This is a genomic window from Bradyrhizobium sp. USDA 4454, from assembly GCF_054822705.1.
On record NZ_JBTRCN010000001.1, the window covers coordinates 7,799,608 to 7,816,467 of the forward strand.

Consider the following 16,860-nt stretch of genomic DNA (forward strand, 5'->3'; position numbering starts at 1 on the left):
CGGTCGGCTGCGCCAGCGCCGGACCGCCGCGCGCGAATGCGAACAGAGCGGCGGCGAGGACCAGTGTCCGCGAGCAGTATGCCATGGCCCTAGTCCCTGATGTAGACCGCGGCCGGAAGAGCCAGTACGGTTTTGCTGATGGTCTGGATGATCTGGATGCCGCGCAGGCCGGTGGTGGCGCCGCTCGGCACCGTTACGGTGACAGCAAGTGCCGTGTAATTGCCTGGATACGAATTGCCCGGCACCGCGTAGAAGGTTGGCGTCGCGCTGTGAAGGGTAACCGCAATGCTCGGATCCGGCCCCGAGCCGTCGGCAAGCTGGACCTGTACCGAGACCGGCTCACTGGTCGGATTGCAGGTCAGCACGAGGTTCTGCGCCGAACCGTCAGCCGGCAGCCAGGGCGCGATGAAGGTGCTGTTGCTGGTGAGCGGCATCTTGGCGCCGGTCGGACACGGCTCATTGACTTCGCTCATTGCGTCCCACAAGCCCGCCCACACGCACTGCAGTGGCGCGCCGGGCGTCGGTGTCGTGCTGGAGCAATCGGCGAGCGGCGCCGCCCGGTCCGCCGACAGCGGCCGAGCGAACAAGCCGACCTTAAATTGGTTCGCAATTTGACCGGCCCATTGAATTGGCTGACCGTTAATCAGCATGTCGGCCAGCGTTAGATTCGGATTCATGGCGAGCCAGTTCCCTGGAATCTGCACGGCCGCATGTAGCACCATGTTGCCGCGGAACGGTGCCCCACTGACCGGATCGACGACCTCGGCCGAGCCACGCAGAATCTGGTAAATGTCGATTGGTTTGGCGTCGCCGGGCACGTCGACGCCGACCTCGATGTTGGGCCCAAAGGCGAATCTCGACGAATCCGGCACCTGGATATAGAGCCCGACCGGATTGGCGAGGCAGGCGCGCAGTGGCACGCCAGCATATTGCCCGCCTACCACCTGATTGACGGTCTGGCCGATGGTTGGATCGCTGTGGCGATATGCTTGGCCGTAGTTGCCGCAGCAGATCAGCGCCTGGGAATCGCTGTTACGACTGGCCGGATCGCTTTGAAACTGGGGCGGCACGTATTGCATCGTGGCGGCGCCAGCGAGGCCGAGCTCGGTCTGCAAGGTATTCGGCGTGCTGGTGAGATGCATAACCCCGCCATACGGATCGGCGCCGCCGCGCGTTGCAATCGGCCCCGAATTCCATTTGTTGAGCGGATTGTACGCGCGCTCGCCGGTGTCAGGATCAATCACGGGATTGCCACTCGAATCCAACAGGGTAAGGTCGTCGAGCGTGACCTTGATCTGGTTTACGACTGGCGCCCCTTGGTTAAGCGTCTGTTCGTAGAGCTCGCGCACCCGCTCCTGTGACACCTTCCACATCGTATTCCAGTACTCAGGGTTTTCGCAGGCAAAATCGACCCGGACAAGATTGCCGTCGCCATCGCGCACCGTCGACCATTCGCAATATTCGTCGAGCCAGCCGCGCGGGCCGTATGGTCCGAACGTCTTCAGCGTTTCGCCCCAATCGGCCTGCGGACAGAGCGTCGCCGGAATGTTCTCGAACGTTTTCCGACCGGCATCGTAATAGCCGGTGTCGGCCAGTTCATAAACCTGGGTCTGGAGGAGATTGTATGGGTTCGGTGGACTGACTGGCGGCGTCTTGGAATAGTACTGGTCAAGTCGACCCGGAAACGCCACCCATTCGACCAACACTGCTTCCGTGCCCAAAGGGATATCAGTGTAGAGTGGATTGTAGAAGTAATAGGCTGGATCAGGAGTCGCCTGCTGGATCCAGCCGTTGACGTTGATGGTCCAACGATGGCTCAGGTCGGCATATTCGGGACTATTCGGCGGAAAGTCCTCGATGAAGGCAGGGAGTCCGAAATTGGTGATCTCCATAACCTGATCTCCTCCGCGGTTCGCCGCGGTTTGTATCGCATTCGCAGGTGATTGTGTGTGCGTATATGCCTCGGCTTTCTAAACCGGGCGGTCGACGACAAACCTCTCTGTCTTCTAAGCTGTCATTCGCGGGGCCTGACCAGATTGGCTCCGCCATTATGGTGGACTCTAGGGTCCTTCGATTCGAAATAACGTTTTAGCATATCGCGGCAACTTCGGGGTCCGAAGTGTTCTACGGATCGTTGAGACGCTAGCTGCTGGCACTCATTTGGACTACTACCAAAACCGGGAGGCGTTCATTCGCCTCCGCCGCGAATGCCAAGGGTTCACAACAGTTGAATCAGCAACTTGGTGCGGTTCACGCACCGGGCCGGAACGGAGGCGATTGCTGATATCGAAAGCCATCGCCTACCTGTACGTCGAGATGTCGATGGCGAGCGCGTGGCGATTGCACATTCCGTTGAATTAGCTTCTGTGGGAGCGAAACGGCGTGAATGTGTTCGCCTACTTCTGGCGGTAAGGCGGCTCGCCATTGGCATATTTGGCGATGGCGATCTGGGCCAGAAGCGCTTCTGCCGTCAAGCTATTGGAGCGCCGGAAACGAGAGACGCTGGACGCCAGCTCCAGCGTCGCCGGCCGCCTCGCAGCTCTCCAGTTCGACGTCGTTCCGGCCTAAGTCCTCCGTAGAAATCACCCGGCTCAGCAAACCGAGGGGTATCAACAGCTATCGGATTGCGCGGTTCTCCACCATATTGTGTATGTGAAGTTCAGGACTAGGCGGCAATCAAATACCTGAACGTGACCGCTAATGATTTTCACCGAGAAGAAGGACGACGTGTCGTCCTCATAGCCGATCCATATCTCCGACGTCCCAGGGCTCAATATCCAAGGCGACTTCGCGCCGTGGTGATATAAGTATGGTAACAAACCGCTGACCTGGCATTCACTGTCGTGGTCGTATCCGTCCACTCGTGTTCCGCATACGGCGACGCTAATCTCGTTGCACGTTTTGGTTTCGCGTTCGTACACGCCGATGACATCGCAGCGGCGATGGTAAGCGAACGCGACCGCAGCTGACGCCGCTCGGACCTGCTGTTTTCATGTCGCCTACCTAATCTTACTGCGTCACAAACGATGATCTGTGTAGTGGTCGAACTTGATCGCACAACAAGGACATCTCGACAGCATTTGGACGAGCCCATGTTCGAGCCGTCGTCGCATCGTCGCGATCGAATTTGGAATGTGACGTTGGGTCCGCAGCGGCAGATCTGCGGGGTCTGTAATCTGCGGGAATGCGATTGAGCGGGATCGGCCGGGCGCGCCGAGCGCTTGAGGGGGGAATCGTCTCCCGCTCGGAGATCAGGAATCCGTAGGCCGCAATGCACATCGTTGCGTGATGATGAAAGCCGCGCCAGCCGCGTCCCTCGAAGTGACCGAGCCCGACCTCCTGCTTGAGGTCCTGATAGTCACGTTCGATGCGCCAGCGCAATTTAGCCGTCTCAACGAGAGTCCGGAATGCCACATCTTCCGGCAATGTCGAAAGCCAGTATTTGGTTGGCTGGTCCTCGCCTTTCGGCCATTCGATCAGCAACCATTCCTCCAATCGCCGGGTGGTTTGCCAATAATCACGATGCGCGGCACGAACCCGCACGCGGGCAAAGCGCGAGGTCAGTTTTTCGTTCGTTCCTTGCCGCCACGTTATGGTGCGCCAAGCTTGGCCCGGCAGTCCGATCGCGAGCGAATTGACGGTGGTCGGCTGATGCTGACGGTTGCGGCGCATCAGTTTTGGTGGACGGCCGCGGCCCGACCATGGCTTCGGCGGCAAGGGACCGGTGCCGGGCGCCCATACCGTCGTGCTCGACAGAAGAACCGCCACATAGGTCAATCCCAGCGCCGTGATCTCGGTGCGCAGGTCGCTGTTGTTGCCATAGCCAGCGTCCATCAGCACGACACCGCGTGGAAGGCCGCTCGCACAGGCCCACCGCAACTGCTCCAGCGCGATCTCCGGCTTGGTCTGGCCGACTTCGGCGGGAATGCCCACCTTGCGCCGCCGATCGCGGTCCGCAGTCCATTCCTTCGGAAGAGAAAGGCGGTAAGCGACAGGCAAGCTGGCGTGGTGGTTGGCAATCGACAGCGACACCGCCACCTGGCAATTATCCTGCTTGCCGAGCTGCCCGCAATATTGCCGTGCAACTCCGACCGAATGTCGCCCCTGCTTGGGAAATCCGGTGTCATCGATGATCCAGGCTTCGATGGGGCCCTGGCGTTCAATCGCCGGCAGGACCATCTCGCGTACCTTGCCCCGCACCTTCTCATCCGACCAGGCGCCGCTGCCGACGAAATGCAGCAGCGAGTGATGCTGGGCCGCCGTCCGCTCCGGAGCCGTCACCGCCGCCATCGGCTCCACGCTCTTGCGACCGCCACAGGCCATCAGGCCGACGCAATAGTTGCGCAGCGGCGCCTTCCGATCAGCATGACCGATGACACTGGCAAGCCCGTCCAAATACGCCTCAAATCGCTTCTCGCTCGTCTTCGTGCCACGCGCGCTCATGTCGGCCTCATCGGCTAATGGTCCATGCTGCAACCATCATTGATTCTAGCCGGCTGTTTTGTGACTCAGTCAGACTAATGCGGGGCGCACAAAGGGGCGGATGCGCCGAGTTCGCCCCATGTCGTCACTAGCCGGCAATGATCGCCGAGAGCAAGGGAGCCCACATAAAAGACGCCGCTCCTCTTCATCCTAATCCACCACCGTGGGTCGTTTCTTTAGGCGTGCAAGGGTGGCGACCCGGGCTCTGATTGCCGACTCACTGCGCTTTAGCTCACTCGCAATCTCCTTCGTCGTTCGCCCGGCTTCCCACAGTTCGTTTACCCGCAGGTCGTCCAGCTTAGACCATCGGGTAAATCGCTTGCCTGGCAACTCCCACCTAGAAGAGTTCATTTATCTAGGCTCCCCCAGCTAAATGCGTGTGCTACGGCTGTGCAACGTCAGTGCCTTGCCTGACCAGCTCGCGACTCTTACGTGACAAATTCTCGTCTGAGGATGCTAACCCGTTTGTTCAGTGCTCGGCGCAGCGCATTGCCCTCACATGTCGTCATCCTGCCAGCAGAACGATCGGACACACAATCCATCATGACCCGTTGAATCTGGACCAGCGTCATACTTTCGATCTGGGCGATGCGCTTCCTAACGTCGGGGCGCAAGCTGGCAGTCTTTTTAGACATCGACAGATCCTGATGCTCCACGGCGACCAGCCGGTGACGGCTAACGACGTTTGAAGGTACAGCATCAACATTGGATCAGGCTCCTACCTACTCTGGGGGGCCGTCGCTACCTAGCCACTCATCCGCTATTCATCCTCGGGCGGCCGAGCTAAAGAAGTCAGCAAAGATGCTTGAAGAGGAGCGCGGCATGGTCGAACAACCACACCTCCATTCTTACTCAACTGCGGCTCGCATCTGTATTGGCATTGCGGTCTTAGGTGCGGCTCTGCTGGTCGGGATAATAATGCTTCACGTCGTGCCGTAAGGCCGCCGCAGTTGGTGTAGGCGGGAATAAGAACACCATAGCGATGCACAGATTATTCTGGCGCCACCTGCTCCGGATACACCTTCGGACCAAGCCCTGAAAGTGCTGACTAAAATACTTTTGCATCAAAATCTCCTCCTCCTTCAGATCATGCTTTTTCCAATTATCGCAATTCGCATGCAACCAAACCCGTAGACGACTCCGAATAGGAGGCGATCGCGGCTTGGTTCATGGCTATCGAATAGAGATTGCGCACGGCGGGTACGCCGTACGCATCCGACAGGGGCCGTCTTGCGTGACGGGTGGTAATTCGCGAAGCGTGTGACCTTAAGTCTAGCTTTAAGGTCATCAGGCGATGCGGGTCGAGGTTTTGGGCGGGCTGGAGCGGCGGCGGCGCTGGTCGCAGGACGACAAGGCACGGATTGTCGAGGAGACGTTGGCGCCGGGCGCGAAGGTGACTGAGGTTGCGCGTCGCAACGGAGTAGCGGCCAGCCTGGTGTTTACCTGGCGTCGACAAGCACGGACATCGGAACAAATTGTACCATCTTTTACGCCGGTGCAGATCGCCGCCGTAGCGGCATCGGCTGAGGAAACTCCGAAGCTTTTGCCTACGGTTGATGGCCGAGTTCGCTCCGTGGCAGCCGCGCGTACTGGATTGATAGAGATCGATCTCGGCAACCGACGGTGCATCCGGGTGGATGCGCACGTCGATCCGGAGGCGCTGGCGCGGGTCCTCGATGTGCTTGGACGCCGATGATTGCGATACCGGGGAATGTGCGAGTGTGGCTCGCGACAGGCTACACGGATATGCGCAGAGGCTTTCCGTCGCTGGCACTCCAAGTGCAGGAGGTGCTGCACAAAGACCCGCTCAGCGGTCATCTGTTCGTCTTCCGCGGTCGCCGCAGCGATCTTGTGAAGGCGATCTGGCACGATGGCCAGGGAGCCTGCTTGTTCACAAAAAGACTCGAGAGAGGAAAGTTCATCTGGCCATCGGTTGCCGGTGAATCGGTAACGATCTCGCCGGCGCAGTTGAGCTATCTGCTGTCCGGGATCGATTGGCGTAACCCTCAAGAAACCCATCGGCCGACGCGGGTCGGATAGCCGCTTTTACGGTTTGAATCTGCTATGTGATCTGATTCAATGGCTTCATGATATCGAAGCCGGACGATCTTCCATCGGACCTTGCGAGTGCCCTGGCGGCGCTGCAGGCCGAGCGTGAGGCGCGGCTGCGAGCCGAGGCGGTGGCTGCCAGTGCACAGGCGGAGCTGTCGGACAACGAGGCGCTGATCGCGCATCTCGAGCTGCGGATCGAGAAGCTCAAACGCGAACTGTACGGGCAGCGCTCCGAGCGCTCGGCACGGCTGCTCGAGCAGCTGGAGTTGGAGCTCGAAGAACTCGTCACCACAGCGAGCGAGGATGAGCTTGCCGCGCAGGCCGCAGCGGCGAAGACGCAGAACGTTCGCCCCTTCATGCGCAAGCGGCCGGTGCGCAAGCCATGGCCGGATGACATCGAACGCGAGCGCGTCGTCATTGAGGCTCCAACGACCTGTGCCTGCTGCGGTGGATCGCGGCTGGCGAAGATCGGTGAGGATGTGACCAAGACGCTGGAGGAGATCCCGCGCCGCTTCAAGCTGATCGAGACGGTACGCGAGAAGTTCACCTGCCGCGATTGCGAGAAGATCAGCCAGCCGCCCGCGCCGTTCCACGCGACGCCGCGCGGCTTCATCGGCCCACAATTGCTGGCGACGATCCTGTTCGACAAGTTCGGCATGCATATCCCGCTCAACCGCCAGAGTGCGCGCTTCAAGGCCGAGGGGATCGACCTGCCGTTGTCGACGCTGGCCGACCAGGTCGGCCACGGGACCTTCGCCGTCATGCCGCTCTTCCACTTGATCGAACGCCATGTGCTCGCGGCCGAGCGCCTTCATGGCGATGACACCACCATCCGTATCCTGGCGAAGGGCAAGTGCACGACCGGGCGGATCTGGACTTATGTGCGGGATGACCGGCCCTTCGCCGGGCCTGCGCCGCCGGCGGCGGTCTATTACGCCTCGAGCGACCGACGAGGCGAGCATCCCCAGAAGCATCTGGCCGTCTTCGCCGGTATCCTGCAAGCCGATTGCTACAACGGCTTCGAGCCGCTGTTCGACCCGCAGAAGAAGGTGCTGCCGATCACGCCGGCGTTTTGCTTTGCCCATGCGCGGCGGGGCTTCTTCGAGCTGGCTGACATCGAGAAAAATGCCCGGGAAGGTAAGAAGGGCAAACCGGTCTCTCCGATCGCGCTGGAGGCGGTCAGACGCCTCGATGCGTTGTTCGAGATCGAGCGCGCCATCAACGGCCGCGGCGCCGACGAGCGGCGCGCCGTGCGCCAGGAAAAGAGCAAGCCGCTCCTCGGGGACATGCACGCCTGGTTGTTGCGCGAGCGCGAAACCCTCTCTCGCTCCTCCGAGGTCCTGAAGCCTATGAATTACATGCTCAGGCGCTGGGACGACTTCGGCCGCTTCCTCGACGATGGCAGGATCTGCTTGACCACGGATGGTGTTGAGAAGTCCTTACCTTCAGTTCGTGGCAACTTTTTTTGGTTTTTCCTTCCAGGCAGCCACCATGCGTTCGTAGGCCTGTTCGACGCGTGCGACGTAACCAGCTTCCCGTTCGCGGATTTCCTTGATCCAATAGTCCCGGCCCGGGCCAGCCTTGCCGTAGGCACGGGGAGCCCCAGCCTTTAGAGCCACCTTCCGGAGTTTCATTGCCGTGAACGCTGGCCGCGCGTAAGCGTAGTCCTTCCCGGTCGTCAGGACGTGCCAGATCATGACTGCGAGCTTGCGCGCCGTCGCAACGGCTGCGACCCCGGCCCCGTGCTTTTTCTGCGTGCGGTTGAAGAATGCTCGCAACGGACCCGGCGCCGTCTTGGCTGACCACGCCGCCTCAACTAGCATCTTGCGGGCGTCACGGTTGCCCTGCTTCGAGATCCGGCCATGCCGTGCCGGGTGCTCGCCTGACTGCCGAACCCGCGGAGTCAACCCGAAATAGCTGCTGAGCTTATCCGGCGACGGGAAGCGTGCAATGTCGCCGATGGAGGCCAGTACACTCGATGCGACAACCGAACTCACGCCGGGGATCGTCATCAGCTTGAGGGCCCGTGGATCGCCCAGAGCCTGCTCGGCCACGACTTTGTCGATCTCCGACAGTTGCTTCGTCACGCGTTCGAGTTCCGCGATCAGACGCCAGAGCATTGCACGCTCCTCCGGTGGAAGAGGCAGACTGTCCAGCCAATGCTGTCCGCGCTTGCCGAACAGATAGCCTTTGTAGGGCGGGATAAGGTTGGCATGCAGGATAGCCTTCATGCGTCCTTTGATCCGGATGATCTGCGCCAAGACGCCAGCGCGCTCGGCCATCTGGCGCCGGCGGCTGTAGGTGTCCTCGTCAGCAACCCAGACCTCCGGCAAGAAGCCGGCAGCATGCAACTTTGCCAGGGTCCCAGCATCGACCTTGTCCGTTTTGACTCGCGCATAGGCGATCGCCCGAACGAGCCTCGGATTGGCGACCGCGATGCGCTTAACGTGCGGGCGCAGAAGACGTTCGACCGCGGCGCTGTTGCCCGTCACCTCGATGACCACCTCATCCTCGAGGCTGAGTGTCTTGGCGAAGGCGACAAGCCTATCGTGAACGAGCTCTACGCGGAGCTGTCGGATTATTGTTCCGTCCTCCAGGATCGCCACCTGGGCGAACGATCGGTGGATATCCATGCCAACGATTTGCATGCTTGGTTCTCCTTTGTCTTAGGAGCCAGTGGCTTGCACGACATCTACGGATCCGCGCTCGCAGCGCAGCCGGGCAAGTCGTAGGGGGCGGCCAAGTAACAAAGCGAGCTCACAGCTCATGGTCATGGCGGCCTGCCACCGTTTCGTGCTCCAGCGCCCCTATCCCGGCTTCGACAGACTAATCCGGACGACCAGTCCTCTCCACCGGGTTTGAGCGCTGAAAACATCATGCCCTTTAACAATTGTGCTGAGCGCGCATTGAGAGGCATCGCCTTGGGAAGGCGCAACTGGACCTTCGCCGGCAGCCAGCGTGGTGCCGACCGTGCCGCCATCATGTTGACGATGATCACGACCTGTCGTCTCAACGACGTCGATCCGAAAGCCTGGCTCGCCGACGTCCTTGCCCGCATCGCCGATCTTCCCGCATCGCGTCTGCACGAACTGCTGCCCTGGGAATGGAAGCTCCTGCGCCAGGCCGATAAGCCCGCCGGTCAGCAGGCCGCCTGACCATCACCCAACCGATCATAGAGCTCACTGTGCCCGCGCGCAGCGTCAATCAGGCGGTCTTCGTCGTATGCGTACGGTACGCCTATCTGACCCATTGGCGAAGACAAAGATATCCCATGCTGATCGCAGCGGTCGCGCGGACCATCGAAGTGCAGGCTGGCAGACGAGTACGACGCCTGCACGCGACGAGGTTTACGCGCAGGGGTCGTCGGAAAAACCCATTCGACGAAATGTCCGCACGCGACGGCGTTTGCCTCTCGCGGACCATATTAGAGATAGTTCGGCGAGCAGCTTTTCGGTGCGGCGCCTCGCTAGATGGTAGTGCCCAGATAATTGGCGGCCTCTACCGTACGCTTTGGACTGTCAAGCTCTCTACATTCGGCGTAGTGGAGATACCCCCAAAGTTGTATCAGGACGCGTCGCCAATCTGATCAATCATGGGAGTAGGAGTGATGCTCGGACTCAGAAAAGATGGCTCATTTGCTTTGACGGCGATAACAGGATCAGCGCTTCTGATCCTGGGAATAGCCGTTCTTACTTCTTACGTTGTCGATATCCGCGCTCATCGCGCTTTCGTTAACGGCGGCGCCTCTATCCTTTTTGGATCGACTCTTTTGTGGTGGGCCTTCAGTGAGAACAAAAACTGGGGGTCGGCTTCGAGACGGCTACCATGACAGTCGCAGTCGTAACCGCGGTCATCGCAATTTTGGCGTTGAACGTCGCCGGCTGAGTTCGATCATCTCTCGCGAGAAGCTCATCCCGGCGGGCAATATCGGGCGCCGATGTTGGCTGGTGTGGGGTCAGTCACGTCGGCCGTTTCTTGGTCGTGCGTCGCCTCACATCTCTTATGGCTTTAGGGTGGATAGAGCGCAACCGCCGCATTAGCTTCTGAATCCAATGACGGTCCGGGGATCGACTTCGATTTTGGGCAGACACCGACCGAGCTAGGGGGTATGAGCTGCTGCCGGTTTGATGGACACCAAGATTAGGTGTTTCATGAAGCCGGAGGTGGGCGATGAAGAGACGGAAGTTCGGTCGCTTTCAAGATCGAGGCGGTCAAGCTGGTCAGGGAACGCAAGGTGTCGGTGGTGCAAGCTGGCCGCGACCTGGACGTTCATGAGAATGTTCTGCGCAAGTGGGTCAAGGAGTTCGGCTCCGATCCGGTGCAGGCCTTTCCCGGCCACGGGCAAATGAAGCCTGAGCAGCAGGAGATCGAACGGCTGCGGCGTGAGGTCGCCAAGCTGAAAGCCGAGCGGGACATCCTAAAAAAGGCCGCTGCCTACTTCGCGAAGGAAGCGACATGAAGTTCGGCTTCATCGCGAAGTACCGGGCGATCTGGCCGGTGGCATGGCTATGCGATGCGTTGGGGGTGTCGCGGTCGGGCTTCCATGCCTGGCTGAACCGCTCTCCCAGCGCCAAATCCCGCATCCCGCAGCGACGAAGAGCTCGGTGGCAAGGTTAAGGCCAGCTTCATGGCCAGCGACCGCACCTATGGCGCGCGCCGAGTGTGGCGTGATCTGCTTGCCGACGGGCCGACTGTGGCCTGCACCAGATCGAACGACTGATGCGCCTACAGGGCCTGCGGGCACGGCCGCGCCGGCGGCGCTTGCCGAAGGACAGCGGCGATCGGCAGCTCGAGACGGTGCCGGCGAACCTGCTGGACCGACAGTTTGCTGCCGAGCGGCCGAACCAGAAGTGGATCGCCGACTTCACTTATCTCTGGACAGCCGAGGGATGGCTTTATGTGGCGGCGGTGATCGACCTGTTCTCACGCCAGGTGGTGGGGTGGTCGATGAACGCCGTCATGACGGCTCAGTTGGTGACCGATGCGCTGCTGATGGCGATCTGGCGGCGGGGTGAGCCGGATGCGCTGTTGCACCACTCGGATCAGGGCAGCCAATACACAAGCGAGCAGTTCCAGAGCCTGATGGCCGACCATGGCATCGTCTGCAGCATGAGCCGTTCCGGCAACGTCTGGGACAATGCGGCGATGGAGAGCTTCTTCTCCTCGCTCAAGACCGAACGCACCGCCAGCAAAACCTACAGCACCAGAGACGAGGCACGCGCGACTACATCGAGAGATTCTACAATACGACCCGCAGGCACTCGACCATCGGCTATCTCAGCCCGGTTGAGTTCGAGCGCAAGGTGGGATTAGCTTAACCCGGTGTCCATCAAACCGGCAGCAGCTCACTTGGCGCTTTTTTCCCAGAACGATGACGCCGGCAACGACTATGTGAAGGGCCTCAAAGACGGGCTCGGCGAAAAAGCATCGACCATTATCGTCAAGGAAAGTCACTTATGAAACCTCGGACTCGACGGTAGATTCCGAGATCGTTACGCTGAAGGACTCCGGAGCGGATACGCTCTTCACCATGGCAACTTGGTGCCCAAGCGATCCGCAAGGTGACCAAGCTCGGCTGGAAGTCGCTCAACTTCATCGTAAGCGTATCGAGCTCGATCAAAGGCGTTCTCGAACCAGCCGGCCGCGATAACTCGGTTGGGCGACGATAAATCCGCCGCCCTGAGGGCCGAGCAAATGCTCCTTCGGCACGTCGACATTGTTGTAGCGCATGTAAGCGGCCGGTTCCCTGTCGTGAGCCTAGGATGGTTCGATTCGCAGGACGCACAGGACGCGTCGTGCTGAGGGCGAGAGGCTGATCAGTCAGGCCGACAACCGAATCCTGGAACGAGAGGCTGTGGCCCGAGGGGGGCGATCGACGTCCCCCACGATCGACCAGGCCATCAGCGGAGGCGATCCTTGGTTGGAAATCGAATGCTCGCGCTACAAGACTGGGCGGGAGGTCGATCTCGCCGCTCTCCGCCGCCGCCTTTGTCCACGATCTGGCCGGTCTCCATCTTCGCAGTGGCCAGAGGCCGACATGCCGGATACGTCTGTGTAGACTGTTCAAACGATCCATCATGACGCTTGCAGCGGGGCGGCCCATACGTTCACGCCCGGATGAATGTCTAAGCCATCTCGTCGCCGCAGGATACCGCGCAACTTGATCCGAATATGCTCCAGCTCATCCGCCCTAGATAAACCTGCCCTACCTGCTCACGACGTCAGCGCGATCCTGAGCATCCGCGCGAGGTCGGCGCTGATGTAAGGCTTCGGCAAGAGCAGCACGCCGGGGTCGAGCCGGCCATGATGGACGAGCGCGTTCTCCGTATAACCGGAGGTATAGAGTACCTTGAGCGCGGGGCGCCGCTTGAGCGCTTCGGTCGCCAACTGACGGCCGTTCATCCCGCCCGAGAGCATCACGTCGGTGAACAGGAGATCAATGCTTTCGCCCCGGTCAATGATGGCCAGCGCCTCGGCGGCATCGCGGGCGGCCGGCGTGTGATAGCCGAAGCGGCTGATCTGCGTCACGACATATTCGCGGACCAGCACGTCGTCCTCGACCAGCAGGATGGATTCGTCGCCTCCTTCGCTTCCCGCCACACTGGCATCAACGGCCGGAGCCTGCGGGGGCCCCGCGGCCTGCGGCAGATAGAGCTTCACAGACGTGCCGTAACCCTCTTCGCTAGAAATCTTGATATGGCCATCCGACTGCTTGACGAAGCCGTAGACCATGCTCAAGCCTAGCCCGGATCCCTTCCCCGCGTCCTTGGTCGTGAAGAACGGCTCAAACACCTTGTCGAGTATGTTGCCGGGCATTCCGACTCCCGTGTCGCTCACGGCCAGCATGACATATTGACCCGGTCTGACCTCGGCATTGAGGCGCGCATAATTCTCGTCGAGCACAGCATTCCTGGTTTCCAACGTCAGCTTGCCGCCGGCGGGCATGGCGTCGCGCGCATTCAGGGCGAGGTTGAGGATCGCCGTCGAGAGCTGGCTGGGATCGATCAGGGCCGGTGCCAGATCGTGCGCCAGCATCGATTCGATTTTGATGTCTTCGCCCAGCGTTGGACGCAACAGACGCGCAGCATCGACCACCAGCTCGTTGACGTCGGTCGAGCGCGGCTGCAGTGGTTGCCGGCGGCTGAAGGCCAACAAATGCTTGGTCAGGTCGGCTCCCCTTGCGGCTGCCGAGTTGATCAGATCGGCAATCCGGGGCTCTGGCGCAACTTTGGTGCATCTCCGATCATTCTGCGCCGATCAATCTGGCTTGAAGGAGATCGATTTTCGCGCGGCCATTACATTTGCGCCCGACGAGCTTAAGGTTCGTGGTTTGACCTTCAGTCTGTCCGTTGGACCAGGGCAAAGCGTTGCTGCTCGAACCACCGCTTCATCTTTCGCGGCCCCACTGGCGAACGAGGCGACGGGACCTGTCCCGGCTTGTTAGCAGAGGATTGAGCATAGCATCTCATGGGAAATGTTACCGCCGCAAACCACGACGGCGACGTTCTGGCCAGCGTATCGCTCCGCCGTCTTCAGATAGCCGGCTATCGCTACTCCTGCGGCTCCTTCGATTGCCATCTTGTGGCCCGCGAGCACGAGCCGAATAGCGTCCACGATTTCGTTTTCCCGAACCAGGACGCACTCGTCTATGAGATCTCTGGCGTAATTGAAAGTGATGGTCTCACTTTCGATCCCGCCCGCAGTACCGTCCGACAATGTAGGGGTCTCCGACACGTCCACTATTTTTCCAGCCTTTAACGCAAGATACAGTGCCGGGGAGTTCTCAGGCCAGCAGCCGACGATCCGGAGGTCAGGATGGCGGGGGCTTGAGATAACTAGCGATGCCGCTGATAAGCCCGCCGCCACCGACCGATACGAACACCGCGTCTAGCTTGGGGCATTGCCGCTCAAGTTCAACGCCAATGGTGCCCTGACCCACGATAACGTCTAAGTCATTATAGGGTGAGATGTATGTCCTATGTTGCGCAACCGCGACTTCGCGCGCGTGCGCTTCGGAGGCAACCGCATCCGCGCCGAAAAACTGCAGCTCGACGGATTGGTGCTGCTCAAGAGCGATGATCTTGGATTTAGAGGCAGTCGCGGGCAGAAAAATGGTCCCGCGAGCCTTCAGCGCGGAAAGGCTATAGGCGACGCCAAGTCCATGGTTCCCCGTTGACGAGGCGATGACTCCTCGGGCGAGATCATCTTTGGAGAGGGACAGGATCTTGTTGAGAGCGCCGCGGACCTTGAACGATCCCGTGTGCTGAAGATTCTCGTACTTGAGCCACACCTCCCCACCCCCGGACAAACCCGAAAGAACAGGGGAACGGTCGACAAAAGTCTCCCTCACAAGTGATCTGATGCGAGCTTCAGCCGCAACTATGTGGCCAACAAGGCTTGTGCCAGCACCCTCAGGCATGCCCTTCTATCCACCACCAGTTCACCGCAACGTTAAGTCCGTGTGATCGAAGATAGTGCCACCACCCTTCGGGAATGTAAAGAATATCGCCACGACACAGTACGCATTCGAAAGGCCGCGCGTTCAATAATCTCGGAAACCGATCGATATCTGGCAGGCGAAGATTTAAACGACTGAAGTGACGATGCTTAGGATGGTCGTTATATGGGTAGAGATTCCTGCGGTCCGTCGGCGGGAACAAGGTAATATGCTTACGACCGCGTATCATTGCATACAGGTTGTCGTAGGAATCGTAATGCAGCTTCGAGGCGTTACGGCCGATTCCCATCCATAAGTATGGAGGCCTCATGATATTCGCGAGTGGGGCGAACGGCGGACGAACGACATCACCCACAAGTTCAGGGAGATACCGCAACGTATCAATCTGGGCGAGATAATAGGTCGTTTGACTTGCTGCGTCGCCATAGAGCAGATAATCGACGAAGCGCCCAAAGGTCGAGTGGGTTTGATCTTTGCCAATCCGCTCTGGGACAGCGAACTCTTTATCCGGAGAGAATTCGATGGGCACACGCCTATGGCCTGCTGCTGCCTTTAAGTAGCCGGAGCTCCAACGTTCTATAGCGCCCAAGCTTAATGCCGCGCCTTTGATGACGACGGGAAGCGCCGGCCGCACAAATCGTCGATAAAACTCCTCTGCACTCGGAGCAGCGACGCTATCGACCGGTTGCGCGGTCTCCAGCCACGCTCTGCTAACCACGGACGGCTTCATGGTCGCTCCTAAACTTGGAACTCCGTCGCACCGAGTGAAGGAGCTCCATCTATGACTTCATCGCGGTAGCCGTACTGCTTGAGGTCATGCCTATGAAGGATGCCCTCATTCAACCCACTCTTCCGTGGTGCAGTGACCTCCAGAAACGGTAACCATCGTGTCCCTCCTCGAATGCGAGCAACAGCCGATACGTCGATTCTGGCGGTGTGAAGGTTTCAGAAGGAGACTGACTCGCTTCACAATCGGGCGGCCACCGTTCCCAGATCACGCGTTGTACGCACGGCCGTTACACTCTCCTCCGCCGCGCAGCGAGCGCGCCGCACGATCGGACCGCAGCTCCTCATCTCGCTAGTCGCGCCGCACGATCGGCGAGCTCGGCACGCAACTCCTCGTCGCGCAGCGAGCGAGCCGCACGATCGGCCCGCAGCTCCTCATCGCGCAACGAGCGCGCCGCACGATCGGCGAGCTCGGCACGCAACTCCTCGTCGCGCAGCGAGCGCGCCGCACGATCGGCCCGCAGCTCCTCATCGCGCAACGAGCGCGCCGCACGATCGGCGAGCTCGGCACGCAACTCCTCGTCGCGCAGCGAGCGCGCCGCACGATCGGCCCGCAGCTCCTCATCGCGCAACGAGCGCGCCGCACGATCGGCGAGCTCGGCACGCAACTCCTCGTCGCGCAGCGAGCGCGCCGCACGATCGGCCCGCAGCTCCTCATCGCGCAACGAGCGCGCCGCACGATCGGCGAGCTCGGCACGCAACTCCTCGTCGCGCAGCGAGCGCGCCGCACGATCGGCGAGCTCGGCACGCAACTCCTCGTCGCGCAGCGAGCGCACCGCACGATCGGCCCGCAACCCTGAGCGCGCTACACGATCGAGACGTGCACGGGTCAGGTTCTCGTCGCGCAATGCGCGCCTAGCCCGCGATCTCGGCTCTCGTGCGCCAGAGCGCGTCGCGAGGTCGATCTGGTCTGCCACATCTTCGAGATGCTCCTGGAATCTCGCCGTGATGACCAGCAAGTCTTGCGATAGATCCACAAGCGTTTCATGACTCATTGGGCTATCCTCTCCGTTAGTTACTGATGCAGATTTGTTAGCGAGTGCAATCTGTTCGGAGCCGCACTCCGGTCCCCGCTGCGCGAG

At 60.3% G+C, this 16,860-nt stretch carries 9 protein-coding genes and 6 pseudogenes; 6 read left to right on the top strand and 9 right to left on the bottom strand.

Features of this window, described 5'->3' with window-relative positions; all coding sequences use genetic code 11:
* Positions 1-89 precede the first annotated feature (89 nt).
* From ACVIW0_RS36300 to ACVIW0_RS36310, 3 genes are all read right to left on the bottom strand, one after another.
* Positions 90-1,892, bottom strand: a complete 1,803-nt coding sequence (locus ACVIW0_RS36300; protein WP_461346271.1) for a hypothetical protein — start codon at positions 1,890-1,892, stop codon at positions 90-92.
* A 1,117-nt stretch (positions 1,893-3,009) separates the two neighbouring features.
* Entirely contained in the window at positions 3,010-4,443 is a 1,434-nt protein-coding gene (locus ACVIW0_RS36305; RefSeq protein WP_461346270.1) for an IS701 family transposase, read from the bottom strand.
* A 467-nt stretch (positions 4,444-4,910) separates the two neighbouring features.
* Complete coding sequence (locus ACVIW0_RS36310; RefSeq protein ID WP_461346269.1) at positions 4,911-5,117, bottom strand: hypothetical protein; 207 nt, start codon at positions 5,115-5,117, stop codon at positions 4,911-4,913.
* Positions 5,118-5,776: 659 nt separating this feature from the next.
* On the opposite strand from ACVIW0_RS36310, the gene tnpA reads away from it, so the two are divergent.
* The 3 genes and pseudogenes from tnpA to tnpC form a co-directional block, all read left to right on the top strand.
* Positions 5,777-6,178 (top strand): IS66-like element accessory protein TnpA, encoded by a 402-nt coding sequence (gene tnpA, locus ACVIW0_RS36315; protein WP_253624599.1) that lies wholly within the window; start codon positions 5,777-5,779, stop codon positions 6,176-6,178.
* A gap of 23 nt (positions 6,179-6,201) precedes the next feature.
* Positions 6,202-6,522 (top strand): IS66 family insertion sequence element accessory protein TnpB, encoded by a 321-nt coding sequence (gene tnpB, locus ACVIW0_RS36320; protein WP_430642467.1) that lies wholly within the window; start codon positions 6,202-6,204, stop codon positions 6,520-6,522.
* A 47-nt stretch (positions 6,523-6,569) separates the two neighbouring features.
* A pseudogene (gene tnpC, locus ACVIW0_RS36325) lies at positions 6,570-8,009 on the top strand (IS66 family transposase); the annotation flags it as partial.
* On the opposite strand, the gene ACVIW0_RS36330 reads toward tnpC, so the two are convergent.
* Positions 7,980-9,167 (bottom strand): IS110 family RNA-guided transposase, encoded by a 1,188-nt coding sequence (locus tag ACVIW0_RS36330; RefSeq protein ID WP_253610619.1) that lies wholly within the window; start codon positions 9,165-9,167, stop codon positions 7,980-7,982. The pseudogene tnpC and the gene ACVIW0_RS36330 sit on opposite strands and share 30 nt — an antisense overlap.
* A gap of 252 nt (positions 9,168-9,419) precedes the next feature.
* Here ACVIW0_RS36330 and ACVIW0_RS36335 point away from each other — a divergent pair.
* The 3 genes and pseudogenes from ACVIW0_RS36335 to ACVIW0_RS36345 all read left to right on the top strand — a co-directional run.
* A pseudogene (locus ACVIW0_RS36335) lies at positions 9,420-9,689 on the top strand (transposase domain-containing protein); the annotation flags it as partial.
* Positions 9,690-10,704: 1,015 nt separating this feature from the next.
* Positions 10,705-11,852, top strand: a pseudogene (locus ACVIW0_RS36340) (IS3 family transposase).
* Between the two features lie 4 nt (positions 11,853-11,856).
* Positions 11,857-11,994, top strand: a complete 138-nt coding sequence (locus ACVIW0_RS36345) for a hypothetical protein (protein ID WP_461346267.1) — start codon at positions 11,857-11,859, stop codon at positions 11,992-11,994.
* Positions 11,995-12,747: 753 nt separating this feature from the next.
* Here the strand turns inward: ACVIW0_RS36345 and ACVIW0_RS36350 are convergent.
* From ACVIW0_RS36350 to ACVIW0_RS36370, 5 genes and pseudogenes are all read right to left on the bottom strand, one after another.
* Positions 12,748-13,743, bottom strand: a pseudogene (locus ACVIW0_RS36350) (ATP-binding protein); the annotation flags it as partial.
* 34 nt (positions 13,744-13,777) lie between these two features.
* Positions 13,778-13,956: pseudogene (locus ACVIW0_RS36355) on the bottom strand (ISL3 family transposase); the annotation flags it as partial.
* Between the two features lie 18 nt (positions 13,957-13,974).
* Positions 13,975-14,953: pseudogene (locus ACVIW0_RS36360) on the bottom strand (threonine/serine dehydratase).
* Entirely contained in the window at positions 14,946-15,722 is a 777-nt protein-coding gene (locus tag ACVIW0_RS36365; protein ID WP_461346265.1) for a cupin-like domain-containing protein, read from the bottom strand. The pseudogene ACVIW0_RS36360 and the gene ACVIW0_RS36365 overlap by 8 nt, the downstream one beginning before the upstream one ends.
* A gap of 340 nt (positions 15,723-16,062) precedes the next feature.
* The gene (locus ACVIW0_RS36370; RefSeq protein ID WP_461346264.1) at positions 16,063-16,626 is read right to left on the bottom strand and encodes a hypothetical protein; all 564 of its coding nucleotides are present in this window, start codon (positions 16,624-16,626) and stop codon (positions 16,063-16,065) included.
* Between the last annotated feature and the right edge of the window lie 234 nt (positions 16,627-16,860).